18 protein-coding genes are annotated in these 18,506 nt (G+C 34.3%); 9 read left to right on the top strand and 9 right to left on the bottom strand.

Translation table 11 applies throughout. The features are described from left to right. Positions 1 to 232: 232 nt before the first annotated feature. The 3 genes from ACT5E3_RS24055 to ACT5E3_RS24065 form a co-directional block, all read right to left on the bottom strand. Positions 233 to 1,072 carry a hypothetical protein gene (locus ACT5E3_RS24055; RefSeq protein WP_444996111.1) on the bottom strand — a complete coding sequence of 280 codons (840 nt, stop codon included), beginning with the start codon at positions 1,070 to 1,072 and terminating at the stop codon, positions 233 to 235. A gap of 160 nt (positions 1,073 to 1,232) precedes the next feature. Beyond that, a complete protein-coding gene (locus ACT5E3_RS24060) occupies positions 1,233 to 1,646 on the bottom strand; it encodes a GNAT family N-acetyltransferase (RefSeq protein ID WP_444996112.1) in 414 nt (137 codons plus the stop codon). 34 nt (positions 1,647 to 1,680) lie between these two features. Further along, positions 1,681 to 2,202: a hypothetical protein gene (locus ACT5E3_RS24065; RefSeq protein WP_444996113.1), complete on the bottom strand. Its 522-nt coding sequence runs from the start codon at positions 2,200 to 2,202 to the stop codon at positions 1,681 to 1,683. A gap of 213 nt (positions 2,203 to 2,415) precedes the next feature. Here ACT5E3_RS24065 and ACT5E3_RS24070 point away from each other — a divergent pair, with 213 nt between their 5' ends. Then, a complete protein-coding gene (locus tag ACT5E3_RS24070; protein WP_444996114.1) occupies positions 2,416 to 3,762 on the top strand; it encodes a hypothetical protein in 1,347 nt (448 codons plus the stop codon). A 53-nt stretch (positions 3,763 to 3,815) separates the two neighbouring features. Here the strand turns inward: ACT5E3_RS24070 and ACT5E3_RS24075 are convergent, their stop codons facing one another. Beyond that, positions 3,816 to 5,630: a M61 family metallopeptidase gene (locus ACT5E3_RS24075; protein WP_444996115.1), complete on the bottom strand. Its 1,815-nt coding sequence runs from the start codon at positions 5,628 to 5,630 to the stop codon at positions 3,816 to 3,818. A 156-nt stretch (positions 5,631 to 5,786) separates the two neighbouring features. Between ACT5E3_RS24075 and ACT5E3_RS24080 the strand changes: the two genes are divergently transcribed. Further along, positions 5,787 to 6,395 carry a DUF938 domain-containing protein gene (locus ACT5E3_RS24080; RefSeq protein WP_444996116.1) on the top strand — a complete coding sequence of 203 codons (609 nt, stop codon included), beginning with the start codon at positions 5,787 to 5,789 and terminating at the stop codon, positions 6,393 to 6,395. Positions 6,396 to 6,623: 228 nt separating this feature from the next. Here ACT5E3_RS24080 and ACT5E3_RS24085 read toward each other — a convergent pair whose 3' ends face one another. Together ACT5E3_RS24085 and ACT5E3_RS24090 are read right to left on the bottom strand one after the other, a co-directional pair. Continuing rightward, the gene (locus ACT5E3_RS24085) at positions 6,624 to 7,415 is read right to left on the bottom strand and encodes a divergent polysaccharide deacetylase family protein (RefSeq protein WP_444996117.1); all 792 of its coding nucleotides are present in this window, start codon (positions 7,413 to 7,415) and stop codon (positions 6,624 to 6,626) included. Positions 7,416 to 7,434: 19 nt separating this feature from the next. Further along, positions 7,435 to 8,610 carry a S41 family peptidase gene (locus ACT5E3_RS24090; RefSeq protein WP_444996118.1) on the bottom strand — a complete coding sequence of 392 codons (1,176 nt, stop codon included), beginning with the start codon at positions 8,608 to 8,610 and terminating at the stop codon, positions 7,435 to 7,437. A 141-nt stretch (positions 8,611 to 8,751) separates the two neighbouring features. Here ACT5E3_RS24090 and ACT5E3_RS24095 point away from each other — a divergent pair, with 141 nt between their 5' ends. The 3 genes from ACT5E3_RS24095 (at position 8,752) to ACT5E3_RS24105 (ending at position 11,807) form a co-directional block, all read left to right on the top strand. After that, positions 8,752 to 11,172, top strand: coding sequence for an intermembrane phospholipid transport protein YdbH family protein (locus ACT5E3_RS24095; protein ID WP_444996119.1), 2,421 nt, complete (start codon positions 8,752 to 8,754; stop codon positions 11,170 to 11,172). Between the two features lie 105 nt (positions 11,173 to 11,277). Continuing rightward, on the top strand, positions 11,278 to 11,460 hold the full coding sequence (locus tag ACT5E3_RS24100; protein ID WP_444996120.1) for a YnbE family lipoprotein: 183 nt from the start codon (positions 11,278 to 11,280) through the stop codon (positions 11,458 to 11,460). Positions 11,461 to 11,480: 20 nt separating this feature from the next. Beyond that, complete coding sequence (locus ACT5E3_RS24105) at positions 11,481 to 11,807, top strand: YdbL family protein (RefSeq protein WP_444996121.1); 327 nt, start codon at positions 11,481 to 11,483, stop codon at positions 11,805 to 11,807. Positions 11,808 to 11,879: 72 nt separating this feature from the next. On the opposite strand, the gene ACT5E3_RS24110 is transcribed toward ACT5E3_RS24105, so the two are convergent. After that, positions 11,880 to 12,479, bottom strand: a complete 600-nt coding sequence (locus tag ACT5E3_RS24110) for a glutathione S-transferase family protein (RefSeq protein ID WP_444996122.1) — start codon at positions 12,477 to 12,479, stop codon at positions 11,880 to 11,882. 60 nt (positions 12,480 to 12,539) lie between these two features. Between ACT5E3_RS24110 and ACT5E3_RS24115 the strand changes: the two genes are divergently transcribed. Together ACT5E3_RS24115 and ACT5E3_RS24120 are read left to right on the top strand one after the other, a co-directional pair. Next, entirely contained in the window at positions 12,540 to 13,028 is a 489-nt protein-coding gene (locus ACT5E3_RS24115; RefSeq protein ID WP_444996123.1) for a hypothetical protein, read from the top strand. A gap of 232 nt (positions 13,029 to 13,260) precedes the next feature. Further along, positions 13,261 to 14,463, top strand: a complete 1,203-nt coding sequence (locus ACT5E3_RS24120) for a CaiB/BaiF CoA transferase family protein (protein ID WP_444996124.1) — start codon at positions 13,261 to 13,263, stop codon at positions 14,461 to 14,463. A gap of 56 nt (positions 14,464 to 14,519) precedes the next feature. Here ACT5E3_RS24120 and hppD read toward each other — a convergent pair whose 3' ends face one another. Both hppD and ACT5E3_RS24130 read right to left on the bottom strand, forming a co-directional pair. Next, on the bottom strand, positions 14,520 to 15,563 hold the full coding sequence (gene hppD, locus ACT5E3_RS24125) for a 4-hydroxyphenylpyruvate dioxygenase (protein ID WP_444996125.1): 1,044 nt from the start codon (positions 15,561 to 15,563) through the stop codon (positions 14,520 to 14,522). A gap of 15 nt (positions 15,564 to 15,578) precedes the next feature. After that, the gene (locus tag ACT5E3_RS24130) at positions 15,579 to 16,739 is read right to left on the bottom strand and encodes a homogentisate 1,2-dioxygenase (protein ID WP_444996126.1); all 1,161 of its coding nucleotides are present in this window, start codon (positions 16,737 to 16,739) and stop codon (positions 15,579 to 15,581) included. 184 nt (positions 16,740 to 16,923) lie between these two features. On the opposite strand from ACT5E3_RS24130, the gene ACT5E3_RS24135 reads away from it, so the two are divergent. Beyond that, entirely contained in the window at positions 16,924 to 17,313 is a 390-nt protein-coding gene (locus ACT5E3_RS24135; RefSeq protein WP_444996127.1) for a VOC family protein, read from the top strand. 64 nt (positions 17,314 to 17,377) lie between these two features. Next, positions 17,378 to 18,502: a signal recognition particle-docking protein FtsY gene (ftsY, locus tag ACT5E3_RS24140; protein WP_444996128.1), complete on the top strand. Its 1,125-nt coding sequence runs from the start codon at positions 17,378 to 17,380 to the stop codon at positions 18,500 to 18,502. The last annotated feature ends 4 nt before the right edge of the window (positions 18,503 to 18,506 follow it).

Below are 18,506 nucleotides of genomic sequence, written 5' to 3' on the forward strand. Positions count from 1 at the left end.
TATGCAAGCTTGCTCAGCAATAAAAATTGCCATCTCATACGCTATAAGATAGGTAAAAAATACTTAACACTTTGAAAATATTGAGAAAAATATTAAATGATGAAATATTTTAAATTAAAAAAATGACTAAAATCTTTGCAGGTTTTATATGACTAATTAGCTTTTGGCACACCAGCAATAGATATATTCGTCAAATAGAGACTAGAATAGCCATTATTATAGCCTATGGGCTCTATGCGAGCTTTGCACCAGCTACACTACTATATTGATCATGAATAGCTAACACCTTCTCTACATCAGGATGTATAGCATGAGCGCCAAAATTATTAATGAATTTTACTGTGGTATATCCCTTTGATAAATTTTCATATTCACTAACCCATTTTTTAAATTCAGCTTTTTCTTTATTATCGCTTCTTGGAAAACGAGTCTGAGGTCGCTCAAAACCTATTCGCCATGGCTTAGGTGTCAATCTCGCTCTAAAACACGACTGATTTTTACATAACCTAATATATAAAGGGTCAATATCTAAGGACGAAAAGATCTTATTTGTTAAGTATTCATCACTCGACACTATATTATTTAATAGTACTAGTCTTAAACCAGCAAATGTTTCGTATAATCTAAATGAATACTTAGGATTTTTCTTTTGAAACTCTTCAACTTTATCGATGTAATATTTTTTATTCTTATTAACTTTTCCAAAAAGCGCTAATACACTGGAAAATAAACCGCCTTCATTAACATCAATATCACCAAACAACACATACTCAGAGTTTAAAATTAAAGCACCATAGTTATTACGGCTTATAACCGCTAAAACTTTTTCATCTTCCGATTTTAACTCATCGATAACTTCTTCTTTAATAAAGCCATTACCATATTCATAATCAATAATTTTATGATTATTCAGTTTGATTAATTTTTTAAACTGTTCAGCCCTAGAGTTAGCATGACTTTTCGCATTCTCTAAAGATTTGTTAGATGCACCCCAAAGGCAAAAAAATGAATACCCGAAAAATTTTTTATCTACAGGAACTTCAGTCTTTTCCCAAAACTTAGCAAACTTCATATAACGTCCTTTAAAATACTCTATAAATTATTAAATCTGAACTTGGAATAATAGAACTCTGTGAGGTGAGCTGCTTTTATATTTCAATCATTTACCCAAGCACTCTATCCTGATATTTTTTCTTATATTGAGTTAATGTTATTTTCTTTCATGCATATTCTTAATAGTGTTTAAGTAGAAAATATCGTTCAGGATGTTCAGAAAACCCTGTTATTTTACCAACCGTTTTAAAACCCAACTTTTGATAAAACATTGGTGCTTGAAAAGATAATGTATCTACTTGTGCAGCAACACAACCTCTTTTTTTTGCTTCAGCCTCAGCTCGTTGCATAAGTAGGCTACCAACGCCTTTATTCCTCAATTTTTTATCTACCCAAACAACGCTAATTAGAAAGTGTTTATAAATAGTTCGTCCCGACACACCACCTGTAAGTTTACCATTGTCATCACGAGTAACAACAAAAAGCGGTATCGAACTTTCGCTCCCTATTATTTCATGATTATATTTTCTAACACCTGAAATTAATTCATCAAATAATTCTACATTCTCTTCATTTATCACTTCAAATTTCATCAGTTTTACCAGACATTCAATAGTTTTAAAAGCTTTATTTTTTAAGCTGGGATAAATAATTAATAATCTGTTTAAGCATAAGATCATCATCTTCACTTTTAACTGCAACACTTTGATAAATTGACTTAGCTTTATAACAATGTAATAAAGCTTTAGCTTGATCATATGTTGGTTCTTTTTTATCGGCATATGCATGACAAAGGTGATACTCTGCCTCATCATGGCCTAACGATACCGCTTTATGCCAATGCGCTAATGCTTTTTGTTTATTCTCTTCTGTGCCATACCCAAAAAATAATAAATAACCAAGATTATTCAAGGAGGATATTTGCAATTCCTTCAGCTCTTGGTCAATAATATCTAATGTAGACAGCTTACGCCATAGAATAACTGATTGATCATAATCCTTATTTCTAAAGTGACAAGTTCCTTCATAAAATAAACGTTCAGCTATATCGGACTCCTGTGTTAAACCAATGTTATCTAATTCACATGAATCTTTCGCCCATAGATTAATTGATGCTGATAAAGCTAAAATTAAAAATAAGTATTTCATAATATATTCCTATTTGATCTAAAAGTTAATCAATATCATAGTATTAAAGACTTATAATCATTTTATTATTTAACCCTTTAATTAAAGAATAACGTTTATTAAAGACTATCATCATTACTTTATTATTGTATTTTTACAAAATACTCATTAGATTTTTCCAATTATTAAATATTAATAATACTTTTATTAATAAAAATATAAAACACATTATTCATGAAAATAAAAATAATCTACCGATATTTACGCAGTTTAATTCTTGCAATAATAGCCTGCTATTTTTTCCTTATACCTTTTAGTATTTCGGTTTTACAACTGAATGATCCTAATTTGAAAAATGCTAAAATACCACAGTTTGCTTATAGCTTACATGAAACCTTATCAGAAAAAATCTCACTTTGGGCAAATGAACGAGTGAGTTCTTTAAGAGCAGCAACCATCAATATGCATAACATTTCAGCAACAGAGTGGCCAATGTTTAGTGCTGTTTACTTTCTTTGGTCAACTGAAGCATTGCAAAAAGATTTTGAGAAAAAAAACTCATCAAATGCTAAAGCAGCTCCTAAAACATATGCAAAATCGGCTATTGAAGCTGCTATAAAACTAGTTATTGATCCTAATAATGCAACATGGGTTAAATCACATTGGGGAAGTGATTATCTTTACAAAGAAAATATTTTTTATCGAATGTTATTAATCGCAGGCTTAACCAGTTATCAAAAAATAACTCATAATCAACAACATCAAGCATTGTTAATTAAGCAAATAGAAACATTATCTCAAGAATTAGATTCTTCTCCTTATGGTTTATTAGATGATTACCCTGGTCAATGTTATCCCGTAGATATACTTCCAGCACTTGCCGTTATTCAACGTGCAGATAAGCTATTAGGAACTGATCACTCCGCTTTTTTATCTCGCTCAATTCGTGCTTTTGAAGGAGATCGTCTTGATGACTCAACCCATCTTCCAGCTTATGTTGCTAATTCAAAAAACGGACAAGGATTTGGCTTTGCTCGTGGAGTAGGTATTTCATATATGCTGATTTGGGCACCAGAACTGTGGCCCAATACAGCAAACGACTGGTATAAAAATTATGAAAAACACTTTTGGTATAGAAATAAATTATTATCAGGTTTTAGAGAATTCCCCAAAAGTATTTCTTATTACGATTGGTCTTTTGAAATTGATGCTGGGCCTATAGTCGATGGACTGGGAGTTGCAGCCAGTGCCTTTGGTATTGGTGCAGCAAGAGCAAACGGACACTTTGAGCACGCTTATCCCTTAATGTCAGAAGCCATTGTATTATCATGGCCACTATTAGATGGCACGCTATTAATTCCCAGAGGTCTTTCGAACCTATCTGACGCCCCCTATCTGGGTGAAAGCGCTTTGTTATTTAATATGACTCGCCTTCCAGTTTTCAATAAAGTAATAGATAGGGAAACTGAGCTTCCTCTTTTTGTTTATTGTGTACTGCTATTTTATTTACTTTGTGGTTTAGTTATTCTTCGTTCGTCAATACTTTCTGCTTGGCAGTGCTACCAAAATAACAAGAATTAACTTAAACGAAGCAACGATTATTGAGTCAACTGAGAACAGCCGTAAAAATAAAATTACTCACTTTCTTTTAACGGAAAATCAATACCTAACCAAGCTTTAAAATAAGATTTTTGTGCTTGACTAGGCGACTCTACCAGCTCAATTTTTCTTGTTTTTTTGGTTATTTTTCCGAGAGTAACCACTCTCTTTTGCAATTTATCATTTCTAAATATAGCTAACTCAATTTTTGTGCCTGGCTTATATTTAGCAATTTGAGCTTTAAAAGTTGAGTGATTGACTTTGAACCCATCTATAGCCACTAATTCATCATCAGTGGTTAACCCGGCTTTCCAGGCAGGCCCACCTTTTTCAACACCATTCAAAATTAAAGCACCTTTTTCTTCAGAGGTATCGACGCCAATCCATGCAACATAGTGTTGATCATCTAATGGTACAAACTTTAAACCAGCATGATTTAACAAATCATCAAAATTAACATTAAGCGGCGATACAATCGACTCTTGCCACCACTGTTCAAAATTTTCACCAGTTAACTCACTAGCAATAGCAATAACCTCCGCTGAATCAAATCCACGAGCAAATAAACGTTTAAAATCCTCATCGTTTTGATTAGTCTTTGAATAAAGTTTGCTATGTAAATTTTTGTATCCAACTTTTAGATCCGACTTTATCAACATTTGATAATCAAACAGCCAAGAGGCAATATAACCGGCAGAGTATATATTAACACTATGGTTGTTAGAAAAATCTCCACTTTGAGCAATCCATGCCTCTTTGCTTGATTCAGCAACAGACTGGAGCTTATGTCCTGGTCTATGTTGAAACTTATAAATTCTATCACTTAATTGTTTAAGGAATTCTTTAAGTGATTGCAGCTCTGCGGTTAATAATAAACGCTCTTGAAAATAACTTGTTGAACCTTCTGCAAGCCATAATAAGTCAGTATAGTTTTCCTGCTGATAATCGTAAGGAACAAGTGCTTTGGGTCTATAGGCTTTAACATTCCAAGTGTGCACAAACTCATGCGAAGCTGTCCGCAAAAACTTTAGATACTCTTTGTCTGGAGCAAAGGAAAAACGCGGTCGCTGAATAATTGTTGAATTAATATGTTCTGTCGCACCTGTCGCACCTGAAGTTGCATGTACAATAAATAAATATTTTTTAAACGGGTAGCCTTGCCATATAGTTTGGCTTTGAGCAACCAGGCGCTTTAAATCTTTCACCATTTTATCTAAACTATAGTTACCTTCCCCCCACACAACCAACTGATAATCCTGTTGACCAACCGAAAACTCCTGTAGTTGACTCATTCCTGTTTCTATTGGAGATGAAGCAAGCTGATGATAAGATTGTGCAATAAATTCGTGCTCTGCTGTTTGTGTCATACCAGAATAGCTTTTCCAATAAGACGGAACGATCAACTTGACTCGATGAATATCATTCATTTGGCTAGATTCATACATCAACACAGAAGTAGCATCAAGAAAAGCATGACTTTCATCAATATGCCGAGTTCGGCTCTCTAACTCATTTGCATACACCAAGTATTTTACTTTTACCTCTGATTGATTTGGATTAAGCACACGCCAATGACTTTTATCTATACGCTGCCATTTTAGTGTGTTATTTTGCTTATCTTGTGCACTGAAATTACGCACGCCGCTTGCAAAATTGAGTATTTTGTATTTTCCTGTTCGCCAAGCAGGCAGCATCAAATCCATTTGTTCGCTACCCTTAGGTAACACAATCGTTATTTCTGCTAAATGATGATCGGGTTCAATAATATCGACTTGATATTGAACCGCTGCTTTTGTTGAAAAAGCCAACACTAATAATACAAAAACTAAATATTTGAGCACTCTTTGCATAATTTATTCTAAACCTTCCCAGAAATGGTAAAACTTTATTTTTCTAATTAAATCCTGCTAATTGAGATAATCTGTAACAGATTGAAATCAAAACTAGTGATAGAATTAGCATTCTAAATGCACAGCTATCAAAATATCAATCAATCAGAGAGCAGAATGCACAATAAACCATTTTCAGAAGCTTGTGAAAGAAACAGCAAACCAATATTAGAAATAATAAAACCTTTGCTAAAAACAACTAAGCATTTGCTAGAAATAGGCAGTGGAACAGGACAGCATGCTGTTTTTTTTGCCAAAAATTTACCTCACATTACTTGGCATACCAGTGATCAAATGCAAAACCATCAAGGGATTTTAAGTTGGGTCAACGATTCTGGCTCACCTAACCTTATTCCTCCTATTTCTCTTAATGTTCTTACAGATCCCTGGCCAACCCAGCAATTTGATGCTGTTTTTTCAGCTAATACAGCTCATATAATGTGCTGGTCAGCCGTAAAATCTATGTTTTCTGGTGTCGCAAACAGACTGAATAATGGGGGTGTTTTTATTCTATATGGACCATTTAATTATAATGGTGAATTTACCAGCCCTAGTAATCAACAATTTGAAACTTGGCTAAAATCTCAGGATCATGCCATGGGTATAAGAGATTTTGAAGCCGTTAATCAACTCGCTGAAAATGCAGAACTTAATTTACAGCAAGATAATGCTATGCCAGCTAATAATCGTCTACTTGTCTGGAAAAAGCAAAACCCAGCAATCTGAGCTTCAAATAAGTAAAATGATCACTTATAGCTAAATCACTATCAATTGGCATAGAGAAAAGTCAGGGGTTATTGTCACTATTAAGGCGTCTGGCGCAGTGCATAGCCGCTCTATGGACAAGTCAGACAACGAAAAGAGCGGCAAAAATAACGGCTTTTATTGTGACAATTGATAGTGATTTAGCTATAAATGCCATTACCTCTCGACTGTCTAAACTATAAACGGCTCTTATTTGAGTGAATGAGTCAAAGCTAAGTGCTCTGATTTCAGTTGACTAATTAAAAGCTCACTAACACCAACGAGCTCAAAGTTTTTACTTAACTCTGTTAAATGTTCGGCTAAAAATACCGACGTTTCAGGATATGGATGGCAAATTGCAACAACATGCCCCCTTCGCTTAGCTATTTGTTGCATTAATTTAAATTGTTTTGCTATTGAAGGTGCATGCCCTTGATGATCAAGAAATAAATCTCTCCCAATACTTGCAACGCCCACTTCTTCAGCTATTAATTGTGCAACGGATACTTCAGAAGTTTTGGAATCTAAGAAAAACCAACCTTTTTGCTTAGCACTTTCCATAACCCAGCGCATTTTTTCTCTATTTTCTGTTAGTAAACTGCCCATGTGATTATTAAACCCAATCATATGGGGAACAGAGTTTGCACTAGTTAATAAAGTTTTTTGTAGTTCAGGCTTTAGCATATGGCTAAAAAGTGCACCAGGACCAAGTAAATCAGGGCGCGTAAAGGCTTCCATAGGTAAGTGCATAATGACATCATGGCCTTTGGCCGTTGCAAAGTCGGAAATAAGGTTGGCATGGGGAGTATGTGGCAAAATAGCCGCGGTCATTTTTACTGGAAGCGATAACATTTTTCGCGCAATAATTGAGTTGTCTCCTAAATCATCAATAACTATCGATATTTTTGGTTTAACAACATGAATTGCTTTTTGCTTTTCTTCTTTAGAATAAAGACTAAAAGAAAAGCACAAGCATAGTGAAAATAGTAATATCTGACGCAAAAATAGGCCTTTATTTAAGTTATTTCAAATGCAAAATATTATAAGCTTGTAATAACTGAGGATCATCTAGCAAGCTCACATTATAAGTATTTTTTATTTTTTTTTCTGAAAACGCTATATCTGGTTTAACTCCAACATCTTGAATTTTTGCACCAAACGGAGAGAAGTACTCCGCTGTTGTAATTTTCATTCCAGAATTTTCATTTAAGTCAAATACTGTTTGAATAGTCCCTTTACCATAGGATGCTTCGCCTAAAATGAGCGCTTTTTTATGCTCTTGCAAAGCAATTGCCATAATTTCACTAGCAGAGGCAGAACCAGCATTCATGATTACAACGACCTGTAAATTCTCAAGGGGTGTAAGGCTATGAGCATAAAATGTTTCATTAGAATCCTCAGTTCTTCCTGTTGAAATGAGAAGTTTACCGTGAGATACAAACAAGTCAGATAACTCGACTGCCACTTCCAATATACCACCAGGATTATCTCTTAAGTCAATAATCAGCTTGCTTAATTGATTGTTTGTCGATAATTCGTTAATTGCCTGTTTGAACTCACTAACAGTGTTTAATGTAAACTGTGAGATTGAAATATAACCAATATGATCGGGCAACATTTGACGGCTGACACTCTCTAACAAAATCAACTCTCTTTGTAGCGCAATATTTTTAGGTCTAGCAAACTCCGCTGCCGCAACAACTAACACCACTTCTGAACCAGGTACGCCTTTAAACAAATTACGGGCTTGCTCTGCTGGTAAATATTTCACCTCATTCCCATCGATATGCGTTACAATCATGCCGACTTTAATGCCCGCTTTAAAAGCAGGGCTATTATTAATAACAGCCGCCACTTCTAATCCAAATTTATGATCGTTAAACTGTAACCCAATACCGGCATATTCACCTTCATTATCTGTATTAAAGCGTTCAAACTCTTCCGGTGGGAGATATTTAGAGTGATCATCTAAACTATTTACCATTCCTCGAATAGCAGCTCTCAGTAAAGTAACATCATCGACAGGTTTAACATAAGATGATTTAATGTGAAAATAAGCTTCTGTGAATGCTCTCAGTTCTTTTAATGGGATTTGTTCTTGAACTTCCTTCTCTGCGGCATTGACACCTGGCGTCAATATAAATGCAATAACTAATAAACACTGATAGAAAAAACACCGAAATAAAGATAAAGACATTAGAACGACTCAAATAATTAGATTTTGTTAAATATAACTAAGCAATACGGATTCAACAATCGATTTTATCGGCATAATAAGCTTTATTATACCTAATTCGGTTAACTGGTCACATTTAGGTCAATAAAAAGGACAAATTAATTGATAAAACTTACTCGAAATCATCGTATAGGAATAATTTTTCTCTTAATTTTTTTTACTGTATATGCCAGCTTTCCTTGGTGGGCTGCTTACGTCATAAAAAAGAACCTGCCACTCGATTGGAGAATGACTAATTTATCAATTAATTATCCAAGCGTAAATGGATTAAGTTTGGCTGAATTTTCTATTGAAACAACCACATTTACTATAAGTGCTAAACACGTTATTGTCGATTATCAATTCAAGAAATTAGCCGCCGAGTACTTAAATCTAAAGATAAAAAAGGCTAACGTTTCTTCCACTCCAATAAGCGTTAATATCCCTCAATTTAATTTGAATGAATACTTAAGTCTGTCACCTTTTAATCAAATTACAATTAATAAAGTAGATATTAATACACAGTCATCAAATAACTCACAATCATTAAATAATTCACTGTCATCAATAGCACTCAATATTAATGATACTTCAAAGCTCAATATTCACACTTTTTATCAGAATGATGAGTGGCTACAAGAACCAGTAGAAATTAATTTAAGTATTTTCAAAGATAAAGAGATAACCAAGGCCAATCTATTAATCGCCGAAAATAAATTAGCTTCTCTCAATTACAACTCAACCCAACATTCATCAGAAATATTCATTAATTTAGAGCCAGAACACTTATTTGTTTTACTAAAGCCTCAAAAACCATTTGCTCAATTTTCATTAAGCCAGCCAGTTTCATTAAAATTATTACAAGATAATCAAACTAGAAATTTAATGACAACTATTAACTATCAAGGGGCTATTACCATACCAGAGCTTAAAGAAAAATTAGAAACAAACTTAACAATGCTATCTGACTCAAACAGTTATCCTTTTCAGTTTAATACCAACGTTCAACTTGAAGCACATCAAACTGATTTTTTTAAAGAAAACTTTTTCATTAGCTCGCCTAAGGTCAATACAAATTTTCAGCTTGAAATTTCCCCTGACAATGTTGTTTTCTCAAAATTTAACACTGAACTAGATTTATCATCTCTGTCTTTTAAAAATTCAGATACAACATTTACCTTAGACAATCCCAAAATAAAACTAACCAACGATAGTATTAGCTTAAACAATATAGAAAACAATGATGTTAATCTGTCGATAAATATAACACCAACCAATTTACATGTAGAAAACAAAAAAAATCAAGTCATCATTGATACACTGTTTTCTTTAGATGCTACATTTAGAAACCTATTTAACACAGCAGCATCGGGAAGTATCAAATTTGAAAAATTAAAAATATCAGAGCACTATCAATCAGACGAAGCAAAAATACAATTAAATTTTGATGAAATAAATCACAGTTTGTCTAAAGGAAATATAAACATTGAATTTTTTGATAGCAATAATAAGCTGGCTAATACATTTTTTGAAAGTCTTAATATACATGCTGAAGCTCAACTAACTAAAGAGAATATTAACGCAAAGGGCAATTTAAAGCTTAATAACATTAATCCTACTTCTTTTGATATGAGTTTAAATCGTCACAACAACCATATTAAAGTAACTTCACCAAAACATTCTTTTGATTTAATATCATTTAATTCATTGATCGCACAGTTTAATCAAACGCCTTTAGGCGACATATCGATACAATCGGGAAAAATAGAACACCAAAGTGAATTAAATATACCGTCATTATCACTTAATAGCACGTCCACTCTAAAACAAGCTGAAATAACATTTAATAAAAATAAACTGATTAATCTCAATTTAGAAACTCACGCTAATGCATTAAAGCCTTTATCCTTAAAAGCAAACATAAGGGCTGATAAAATTGCACTGGCAAGTGGTTTAGATATAAGCAAGCTGAATGCTAATTTAATAGTCCACAATAGTGTATATAAAGTTAATAATCTTAATGTACAACTAATGTCTGGAGATTTATCGAGTCAATCATTAACGATAAGCAATAACGAGCTAGAACCCTCTCAAGTCCAAATAAAGCATTTGTCACTAGATAAATTAACTCAATTCTTAGATATTAACGGGCTGACAGCCACCGGTAATATTAATCTCGAATTACCTCTTAAAAGTCAAAAACAAAATATTGTGGTCAATAATGCTACGTTTAATAATATTGAGCAGGGTGTCATTAAATATAAAGTCGGCAGCTTAGGCCCATCAGATAATATTGCGTTAAAAGCGCTTAGCAACTTTCATTATCAACAACTTGATGGAACTATCAACTATGACCAATATGGAAAATATAAAATAAAGCTTCATTTATTAGGTTCGAACCCTGAGCTTTATGACGGTTACCCCATTGACTTTATACTCAATTTGAATGGAAAATTAGATGATATCTTTAAATCACTATTTCTCACCGGAAACTTTGAAGAGGCGATTATGGAACAAGTAAAAGCCCAAGAAATAGACAATTAATCAAATCTTAAAGGAATTAGTTCGGCTTTTATTCATTATTCAGTTAACATTCAGTGAAATTAGTCTATGATACCGACTATTAAATTTAATATCAGGAGCAAAGTTATGTATAAAGTTTGCGGTGTGATACTTGTCGCAAGCAGTCTAATGGCTTGTAATCCGACAGTTCGAGTTGAGGCTCCTAGTGAACCAATTCGAATTATTGCCGATGTTACTATTAAACATGAAATCAAAATCAAAGTAGAAAAAGATGTTGAAGACGTGTTATCTAATAGTGAATTATTTTAATTAAATGACAGGAATCCAATATGAAAACTTCCATAAAACGATTATTAGTCATATTTTTATTTCTTAGCAGCAGCGCGTTTGCTCTTGATCTCTCATCTGCAAAAAAAGATGGCTTGGTAGGCGAACAATTTAATGGTTATTTAGGTATTGTCACAGGCACTAATCCAGAAGTTGCTAGCTTGGTCAAAGAAATTAATCGCAAACGAAAACAGCATTATGAGCAAATTGCTCAAAAAAGAAATACTAAGTTAAAACAGGTAGAGTTAGTAGCAGGTAATACAGCAATTAAAAAAACATTGAAAGGTAATTACATAAAGCTACAAGGCGCTAGTTGGAAAAAGAAGTAACAACAAACCCTAGTTGTGATGCTCCTCATTCAAATTTATAAGCTCTAAGCTTAGAGCTTATATTTGGTTCTTTTATGCTGTTAGTGAATTATTTTCAAAACATTCCCGTTGCTTAAATAAATCAAAAAAGCGACTGATTTTGGGATAGAGCTTTCGCCAATCAATATCTTTATGTCTAAAATCTAGATATGCTAAACAACTTAACAAATTGATATGAAGTATACTAAATTCTTCAGGAAACAAAGCTAACTTTTCTTGAATTTCCGCTAAGCTACGTGAAATAGCTTGGTTATATCTTTCCCACCAAAACTCTGACTTAATCCCTTCTTGCTCTCTGACTTGTTCAATTCTTCGAGCAACACAAGTATCCATTAACCCTGAGCAAAGAGAATAAAGGGTTTTTAATCTCCAATCGGCATAGATAGGATTAAATAATGTGCCACCAGTTATATTTGCATCTAAATAATCACAAATTACTTCGCTATCATAAATAGCTTCGCCAGCATTAAGCAAACATGGTACTTTACCTAATGGGTTGTTCTTTATAAAATCATCAGTATTGTCGAATGGGTGAGTCTCAATTAGCTCAACCTCTCCTTCAATACCAATTTCGGTAATGACCATTCTGACACAGTTTGCGTAAGGTGATGATTTAGTATAAAAAAGTTGCACAATTATTTCCTAGTTAAGTAGAAATATTAAATATTCAGTTAAATTGTAGCCAGTTAATACATGAAAGCAAAAGATAAAAAAGATAACCCTTACGAGTCACCAACCTCTGAAATTGAGTTTATTTCATCGCTCCCTATATATCACGGAAAACTTTATAGTGTTCTTTCAATTGCCATAGCCACTATTTTTGGCTCAGTGCTTGCGGCAGGCTTTTTATTACAAAGCAATTTTAATAAATTTCAACAAAATACTGCTTCACTTATCACTATCAGTATCACAACAATCGCGACCATTATTTTTTTATTCAGCAGCTTATTTATCAATCGACCTTCATTTTTTGTCTATTTATCTTTCAATTTCATTGTTGCAATTTTAGTTTTTCCTGTTGCTCACCTTTTGCAAGGTGAAAAACTTGAGCAACACGAGCAAGCGGATCGACCTTTTCACTCCGTTTTTAAAACAATAGGAATTGGAGTTCTTTGTTTTTTTGCTATGGGTATCATGCTATTTTTAGCACTTGCTTTATTTTTTACTGTGCCAATCAATTAAACCATGCTGTTATCATCAAGCAAAATGAACTGAGCTTCCTTTAATTTGAGCGCGAATATAGTTAACTAACTAATTATAATTTACAATAGTTTCATAAGTAATAGTTATAAAAAGCTACAGTTATCGACTTGGTTCCTTTGATACCAAGTTCTAATAAAATAAGCGCTTTTGTTGTTATTTCTTTAGCTGGCATACAATAAACAAATGAGTTCAATTTAACAGGAGAAAACTTGTGTCAGGACCATTAAGCCATGTTCGAGTACTTGATCTTAGTCGTATTCTCGCCGGTCCTTGGGCAGGTCAAACCCTTGCCGATCTTGGTGCTGATGTTATAAAGGTAGAACGCCCCAAAGTCGGAGATGACACCCGTAGTTGGGGCCCTCCTTTTTTGAAAAAAAAAAATGGGGAGCAAACCAATATGTCTGCTTACTACTTATGTGCAAACCGTGGCAAACGCTCAATTGAGGTAGACTTAAGTACCAATGAAGGCCAAAAAGTAATACGCGAATTGGTTGCGCACTCAGATATTTTGCTAGAAAACTATAAAGTAGGAACCCTCACCAAATATGGGTTAGGCTATTCAGATTTAAAAACAATCAACCCAAAGCTCATCTATTGCTCTATTACTGGTTTCGGACAATCAGGTCCCAGAAAAGATCAAGCCGCTTATGATTTTATGATTCAAGCAATGAGTGGTCTAATGAGTATTACTGGCGAACGAGACCGCTTACCCGGCGGAGGTCCTCAAAAAGTAGGTACTCCGATTGTTGATTTAATGACAGGCATGTATGCATCTAATGCCGTTCTCGCAGCATTAGCTAAAAGAAATGAAACGGGTAAAGGTGATTACATTGATATTGCTATGCTAGATGTTATGGTCAACTCTCTTGCTAATCGAGGGATGAATTATCTGGTTTCAAATAAAACACCGCAGCGGGCAGGAAACCAACACCCCAATATTCAACCGCAAGATGTTTTTAAATGTCGTGATGGTCATATAGCGATAGTTGTAGGAAACGATAATCAATATACTAAGTTTTGTACAATAATAGGGTTACCAGAACTAGCAACCGATCAACGTTTTTTCAACAATAGTAGCCGGGTAAAATATGTTGATATATTACTACCAATAATTCAAAAGGTAATGTTACAAAAAGATGTGCAGGAATGGACAGATAAATTTGAAAAAGCAAGTATTCCATGTGGACCGATAAATACCATTGAAAACATATTTAACGACCCACAAGTGAAACATAGGGATATATTATTTCAAGTACAGCATACTGACTTAGGTCAAATCCCTCAACTAAAAATCCCTATTCGATTTCAAAATTCTAGCTTTTTAAATAATAAACCGCCACCACAATTAGGGCAGCATACTGAAGAAATTTTGGCTGAAATCAAACAGCTTAATCAAATAAAAAATAATGATTAAATAAACAAATATTACTTAATAAAAAAGGGAGTCATTTCTCCCTTTTTTATTAAACTTTAAATAACACCGCGCTTTTCTTGATCTCTTTCAATCGACTCAAATAATGCTTGGAAGTTACCCTCACCAAAGCCACGATCATTTTCACGCTGAATCATTTCTATAAAAATAGGGCCAAATAAATTTTTAGTAAAAATTTGCAATAAATAAGTATTATCTGCTTGGCTATCCACTAAAATTTTATGATCTCTAATTTTTTCTTTATCTTCTTTAACCCAAGGAACTCTATCCCAAATAGTCTCATAATACTCTGGTATAATATCTAATGTTTCAATATAAGAACCTTTCAACTTATCACAAGAAGCAACTAAATCATTTGTTCTAAAAGCTATATGCTGAATACCTGGTCCATTATAAATATCTAAGTATTCATCAATTTGATTATTATTGTCATCTTTACCTTCATTCAGCGGTATACAAAAAGTACCACAAGGGCTTTGTAGAGCATATGAAAGCAGCGCAGTTTTAACCCCTTTAATATCAAAATACCTAACTTCTGTGAACCCAAAAACATTTTTATAAAATTCAGCCCAATGATCCATTGTACCTTTGTAAACATTATTGGTTAAATGATCAATCTCAATAAAACCTTTATCTTCATTAAGAATAGGATCAGAAAGATCATCAAAATCTTTTTCCCAAAGATTGTTTTGACCTTCATAATTATCAATAAAATAAATTAAACTATCACCAATACCATAGATAGCAGGGTAAGGAAAATCTTTTTCTTTTGCTTCTTTAGCACCACGTTTCAAAGCTTCATTAAGCGCAAATTCAGCATCTTCCACTTTCCAGCCCATAGAAGATGCGGCAGGTCCATGCACTTTTGTAAACTCAGCAGAAAAACCAGATTTTTCCGAATTTAAAAGAAAATGAATATCATTTTGCTTATAATAATAGATTTCTTTATTTTTAAGCTTTTTTAGTTTTGAAAAACCGAAATCCATAAATACATCATGCATGAAATTGGTATCTTCCGAACAAAATTCGGTAAATGAGATCCCACGCAATTTTAGTGGATTTTCAAGTTGTTGTGCAGTCATTATTTTCTCCAATCGTTAATCTTCTAACCAGCTTTGGTTATAATCTTGTTCCATACAATCACGAAAGTGATTGGTCATTTTTAAAGGGTTAAAGGTATCCACCATTACGGCATATTCATAAGTTTCTTTTTTACCAAGAGAGGCTTCTGTTTTGCCAGGTTGAGGCCCGTGTGGAACCCCTTTTTTATGTAAAGTTATTGAGCCTGACTCAATACCTGTACGACTCATAAAGTCGCCATGTACGTAATACAGAATTTCTTCGCTATCGATATTGGTGTGATAGTAGGGTGCAGGAATAGAATCTGGATGAAAGTCATACAGGCGAGGCACAAAATTACAAACAACAAAATTATTTGCTGTAAATACTAAATGTTCGCTGGGTGGTAAGTGGATTTTTCCTACTTTAGGAGCATAATCATCTATATTAAATGCCCAAGGGTAACAAGCACCATCCCAACCAACAACATCATAGGGGTGCCACTCTAGGGTACTTCTTTGATACCTATCACCATATTTAATCACAAGGTCATATTCGCCTTTTTCAATTGTGACTGGCTGCAGTTCAGGCGTTCTTATATCTCTTTCGCAATAGGGGGCACTTTCTAACAGCTGTCCTGTTGAGGTTCTAAAGTGTTTAGGAATAGTGACCATAGTTGGTGATTCAATAACAAATAAGCGAACGTTGTCATAACTATCAAACTTCAGTTGATAGGTAGTTCCCTTGGGTATTACCAAATAATCCCATTTTCGTACTTCAAGGTCGCCATATTCAGAAGTTAAAGTACCGCTACCTTCATGTACAAAGACAATTTCATCAGCATAAGCATTACGATAAAATTGCTGCGTATCTTCGGTAACATGCGCGGTATACATTGCAACATCATGGTTGAACACATGAGTTCGACGAGCAGAGAAAAAATTACCGCTACTTTCACCTCTTTGTGTATGAACTTTATAGTTTTGTAGTAAAGTATCCTTCCACTCTTGACCGTGATCAATTTCATAAGGCTCAACTCGTAGTACCTTAGTAGGCATATTGTGGTGATATTTATTCGAATAAATATTTGAAAAGCCATGAGTTGAAAATAGCTCTTCACGATATAACTCACCGTCGTCACGGTAAAATGTTATATGGCGTTTTGGGGGAGTTTTCCCTTGTTTGATATAAAAAGGCACTGTCGACCTCTAGCTTAATTAGTTAACTTAATTAAAGACAGGATAGCGAGTAACACATACAGAAAAAAGGATAATCTTTTTAAGTTTACAATCTAAATATTTGATAGGGCCGTTTTTATATACAGAACATCCTAAAATGACTAGACTATTATTCTAAAATGTCATTTTAAATAGGATAAGCATAATGGCCAAAGTACTTGGGCTTGGCGGTATATTCTTTAAAGCCAAAAACCCCGAAAAACTAGCTAAGTGGTATCAAAAGTGGCTAAGCATGGATGAAGCATTTCCTTATTGTTTAAGCTTTAAAACAGAAACAGTCCCTAAAAATGGTTGCCATGTATGGGGACCATTTAAGCAAGAAACAGAATATTTTTTACCTAGCCAAAAAGAGTTTATGTTTAACTTAATGGTTGATAACTTACCTGCCATGCTTGAACAACTCAAACCAAGTGGTTGCGAAATCATGCCTGAAACAGAAAATGGTGACTACGGGCACTTTGGATGGTTTATCGATCCGGAAGGGAATAAAGTGGAATTATGGCAACCACCAGAAAAAGCACCGCCTGAAGGCTAGCTCCAACAATCAAATAAATGGTAGCATACCACCTGTTTTTACCTGTTAATTAGAAGTGAATTGAATGTCCGACAAATCTTCGGAAAAACGAGGGCTTTTCGGTTGGTTCAGTGGCAAGAAAGAAGCTGAACAAACCGACCCTATTGAGACAGAGCAAGCTCAAATACAAGTAACAGATCCTGCTATTTCTACAGAAACAGAGATCATTGCTGAACCAACTCCCCCTGAGCAGCAGGCCTCCCAGCCTGTTAAACAGGAAGAGCCAACTAAACAGTCGTTATTTCAAAGACTAAAAAGTGGGCTTTCTAAAACTCGTTCTCAATTTTCTAGTGGTCTTGCTAATTTAGTTCTCGGACAAAAAGAAATTGATGAAGATATTTTAGAAGAAGTAGAAACCCTACTCTTAATGGCCGATGTTGGGGTAGATACAACCACAAAAATTATTGATGATTTAGCTGAAAAAGCAAACCGAAAAGAGCTCAAAAATACAGAGGCAATGACCGAACGGTTAAAAGAATTATTACTTGAGATTGTTGCGCCAGTGGAAGTACCACTTGAAATTCCTACTCAAAAAGAGCCTTTTGTCATTTTAATGGTTGGTGTTAATGGCGTTGGAAAAACAACAACAATAGGAAAATTAGCTCACCAATTTCTAGCAGAAGGTAAAAGTGTTATGTTAGCAGCAGGAGATACTTTTAGAGCTGCTGCTGTTGAACAGTTAAAAACCTGGGGTGAGAGAAATAAAGTGCCTGTTATTGCTCAACATTCTGGTGCCGATAGTGCTTCAGTTATTTTTGATGCGGTTGAAGCAGCCAAAGCACGTAACATTGATATCGTTATTGCTGATACTGCCGGACGGCTGCATAATAAAAGCAACTTAATGGAAGAACTAACTAAAGTTAAACGCGTAATGGGAAAAATTGATCCTACAGCACCTCACGAAGTCATGCTTGTAGTAGATGCTTGTACCGGCCAAAATGCATTAGTTCAAGCCGTTGAATTTAACAAAGCAGTTAGTTTGGACAGTGTGACTATAACCAAGCTAGATGGCACAGCAAAAGGTGGTGTAGTATTTGCTCTAGCAGACAAAATGAAGATACCGATTCGCTACATAGGTGTTGGCGAGAGTAAACAAGATTTGCGTCCGTTCCGTGCCAATGACTATATTAATGCACTTTTTGAACAGTAATCAC

It is taken from the genome of Aliikangiella litoralis (assembly GCF_052495765.1).

What these genes read in the sequence shown, in the direction of transcription:
- ACT5E3_RS24100 (WP_444996120.1), top strand. Translation starts at nt 11,278, where the DNA reads ATGTATAAAGTTTGCGGTGTGATACTTGTCGCAAGCAGTCTAATGGCT.
- hppD (WP_444996125.1), bottom strand. Translation starts at nt 15,563, where the DNA reads ATGACTGCACAACAACTTGAAAATCCACTAAAATTGCGTGGGATCTCA.
- ACT5E3_RS24080 (WP_444996116.1), top strand. Translation starts at nt 5,787, where the DNA reads ATGCACAATAAACCATTTTCAGAAGCTTGTGAAAGAAACAGCAAACCA.
- ACT5E3_RS24135 (WP_444996127.1), top strand. Translation starts at nt 16,924, where the DNA reads ATGGCCAAAGTACTTGGGCTTGGCGGTATATTCTTTAAAGCCAAAAAC.
- ACT5E3_RS24075 (WP_444996115.1), bottom strand. Translation starts at nt 5,630, where the DNA reads ATGCAAAGAGTGCTCAAATATTTAGTTTTTGTATTATTAGTGTTGGCT.
- ACT5E3_RS24065 (WP_444996113.1), bottom strand. Translation starts at nt 2,202, where the DNA reads ATGAAATACTTATTTTTAATTTTAGCTTTATCAGCATCAATTAATCTA.
- ACT5E3_RS24060 (WP_444996112.1), bottom strand. Translation starts at nt 1,646, where the DNA reads ATGAAATTTGAAGTGATAAATGAAGAGAATGTAGAATTATTTGATGAA.
- ACT5E3_RS24115 (WP_444996123.1), top strand. Translation starts at nt 12,540, where the DNA reads ATGAAAGCAAAAGATAAAAAAGATAACCCTTACGAGTCACCAACCTCT.
- ACT5E3_RS24070 (WP_444996114.1), top strand. Translation starts at nt 2,416, where the DNA reads ATGAAAATAAAAATAATCTACCGATATTTACGCAGTTTAATTCTTGCA.
- ACT5E3_RS24055 (WP_444996111.1), bottom strand. Translation starts at nt 1,072, where the DNA reads ATGAAGTTTGCTAAGTTTTGGGAAAAGACTGAAGTTCCTGTAGATAAA.
- ftsY (WP_444996128.1), top strand. Translation starts at nt 17,378, where the DNA reads ATGTCCGACAAATCTTCGGAAAAACGAGGGCTTTTCGGTTGGTTCAGT.
- ACT5E3_RS24105 (WP_444996121.1), top strand. Translation starts at nt 11,481, where the DNA reads ATGAAAACTTCCATAAAACGATTATTAGTCATATTTTTATTTCTTAGC.
- ACT5E3_RS24090 (WP_444996118.1), bottom strand. Translation starts at nt 8,610, where the DNA reads ATGTCTTTATCTTTATTTCGGTGTTTTTTCTATCAGTGTTTATTAGTT.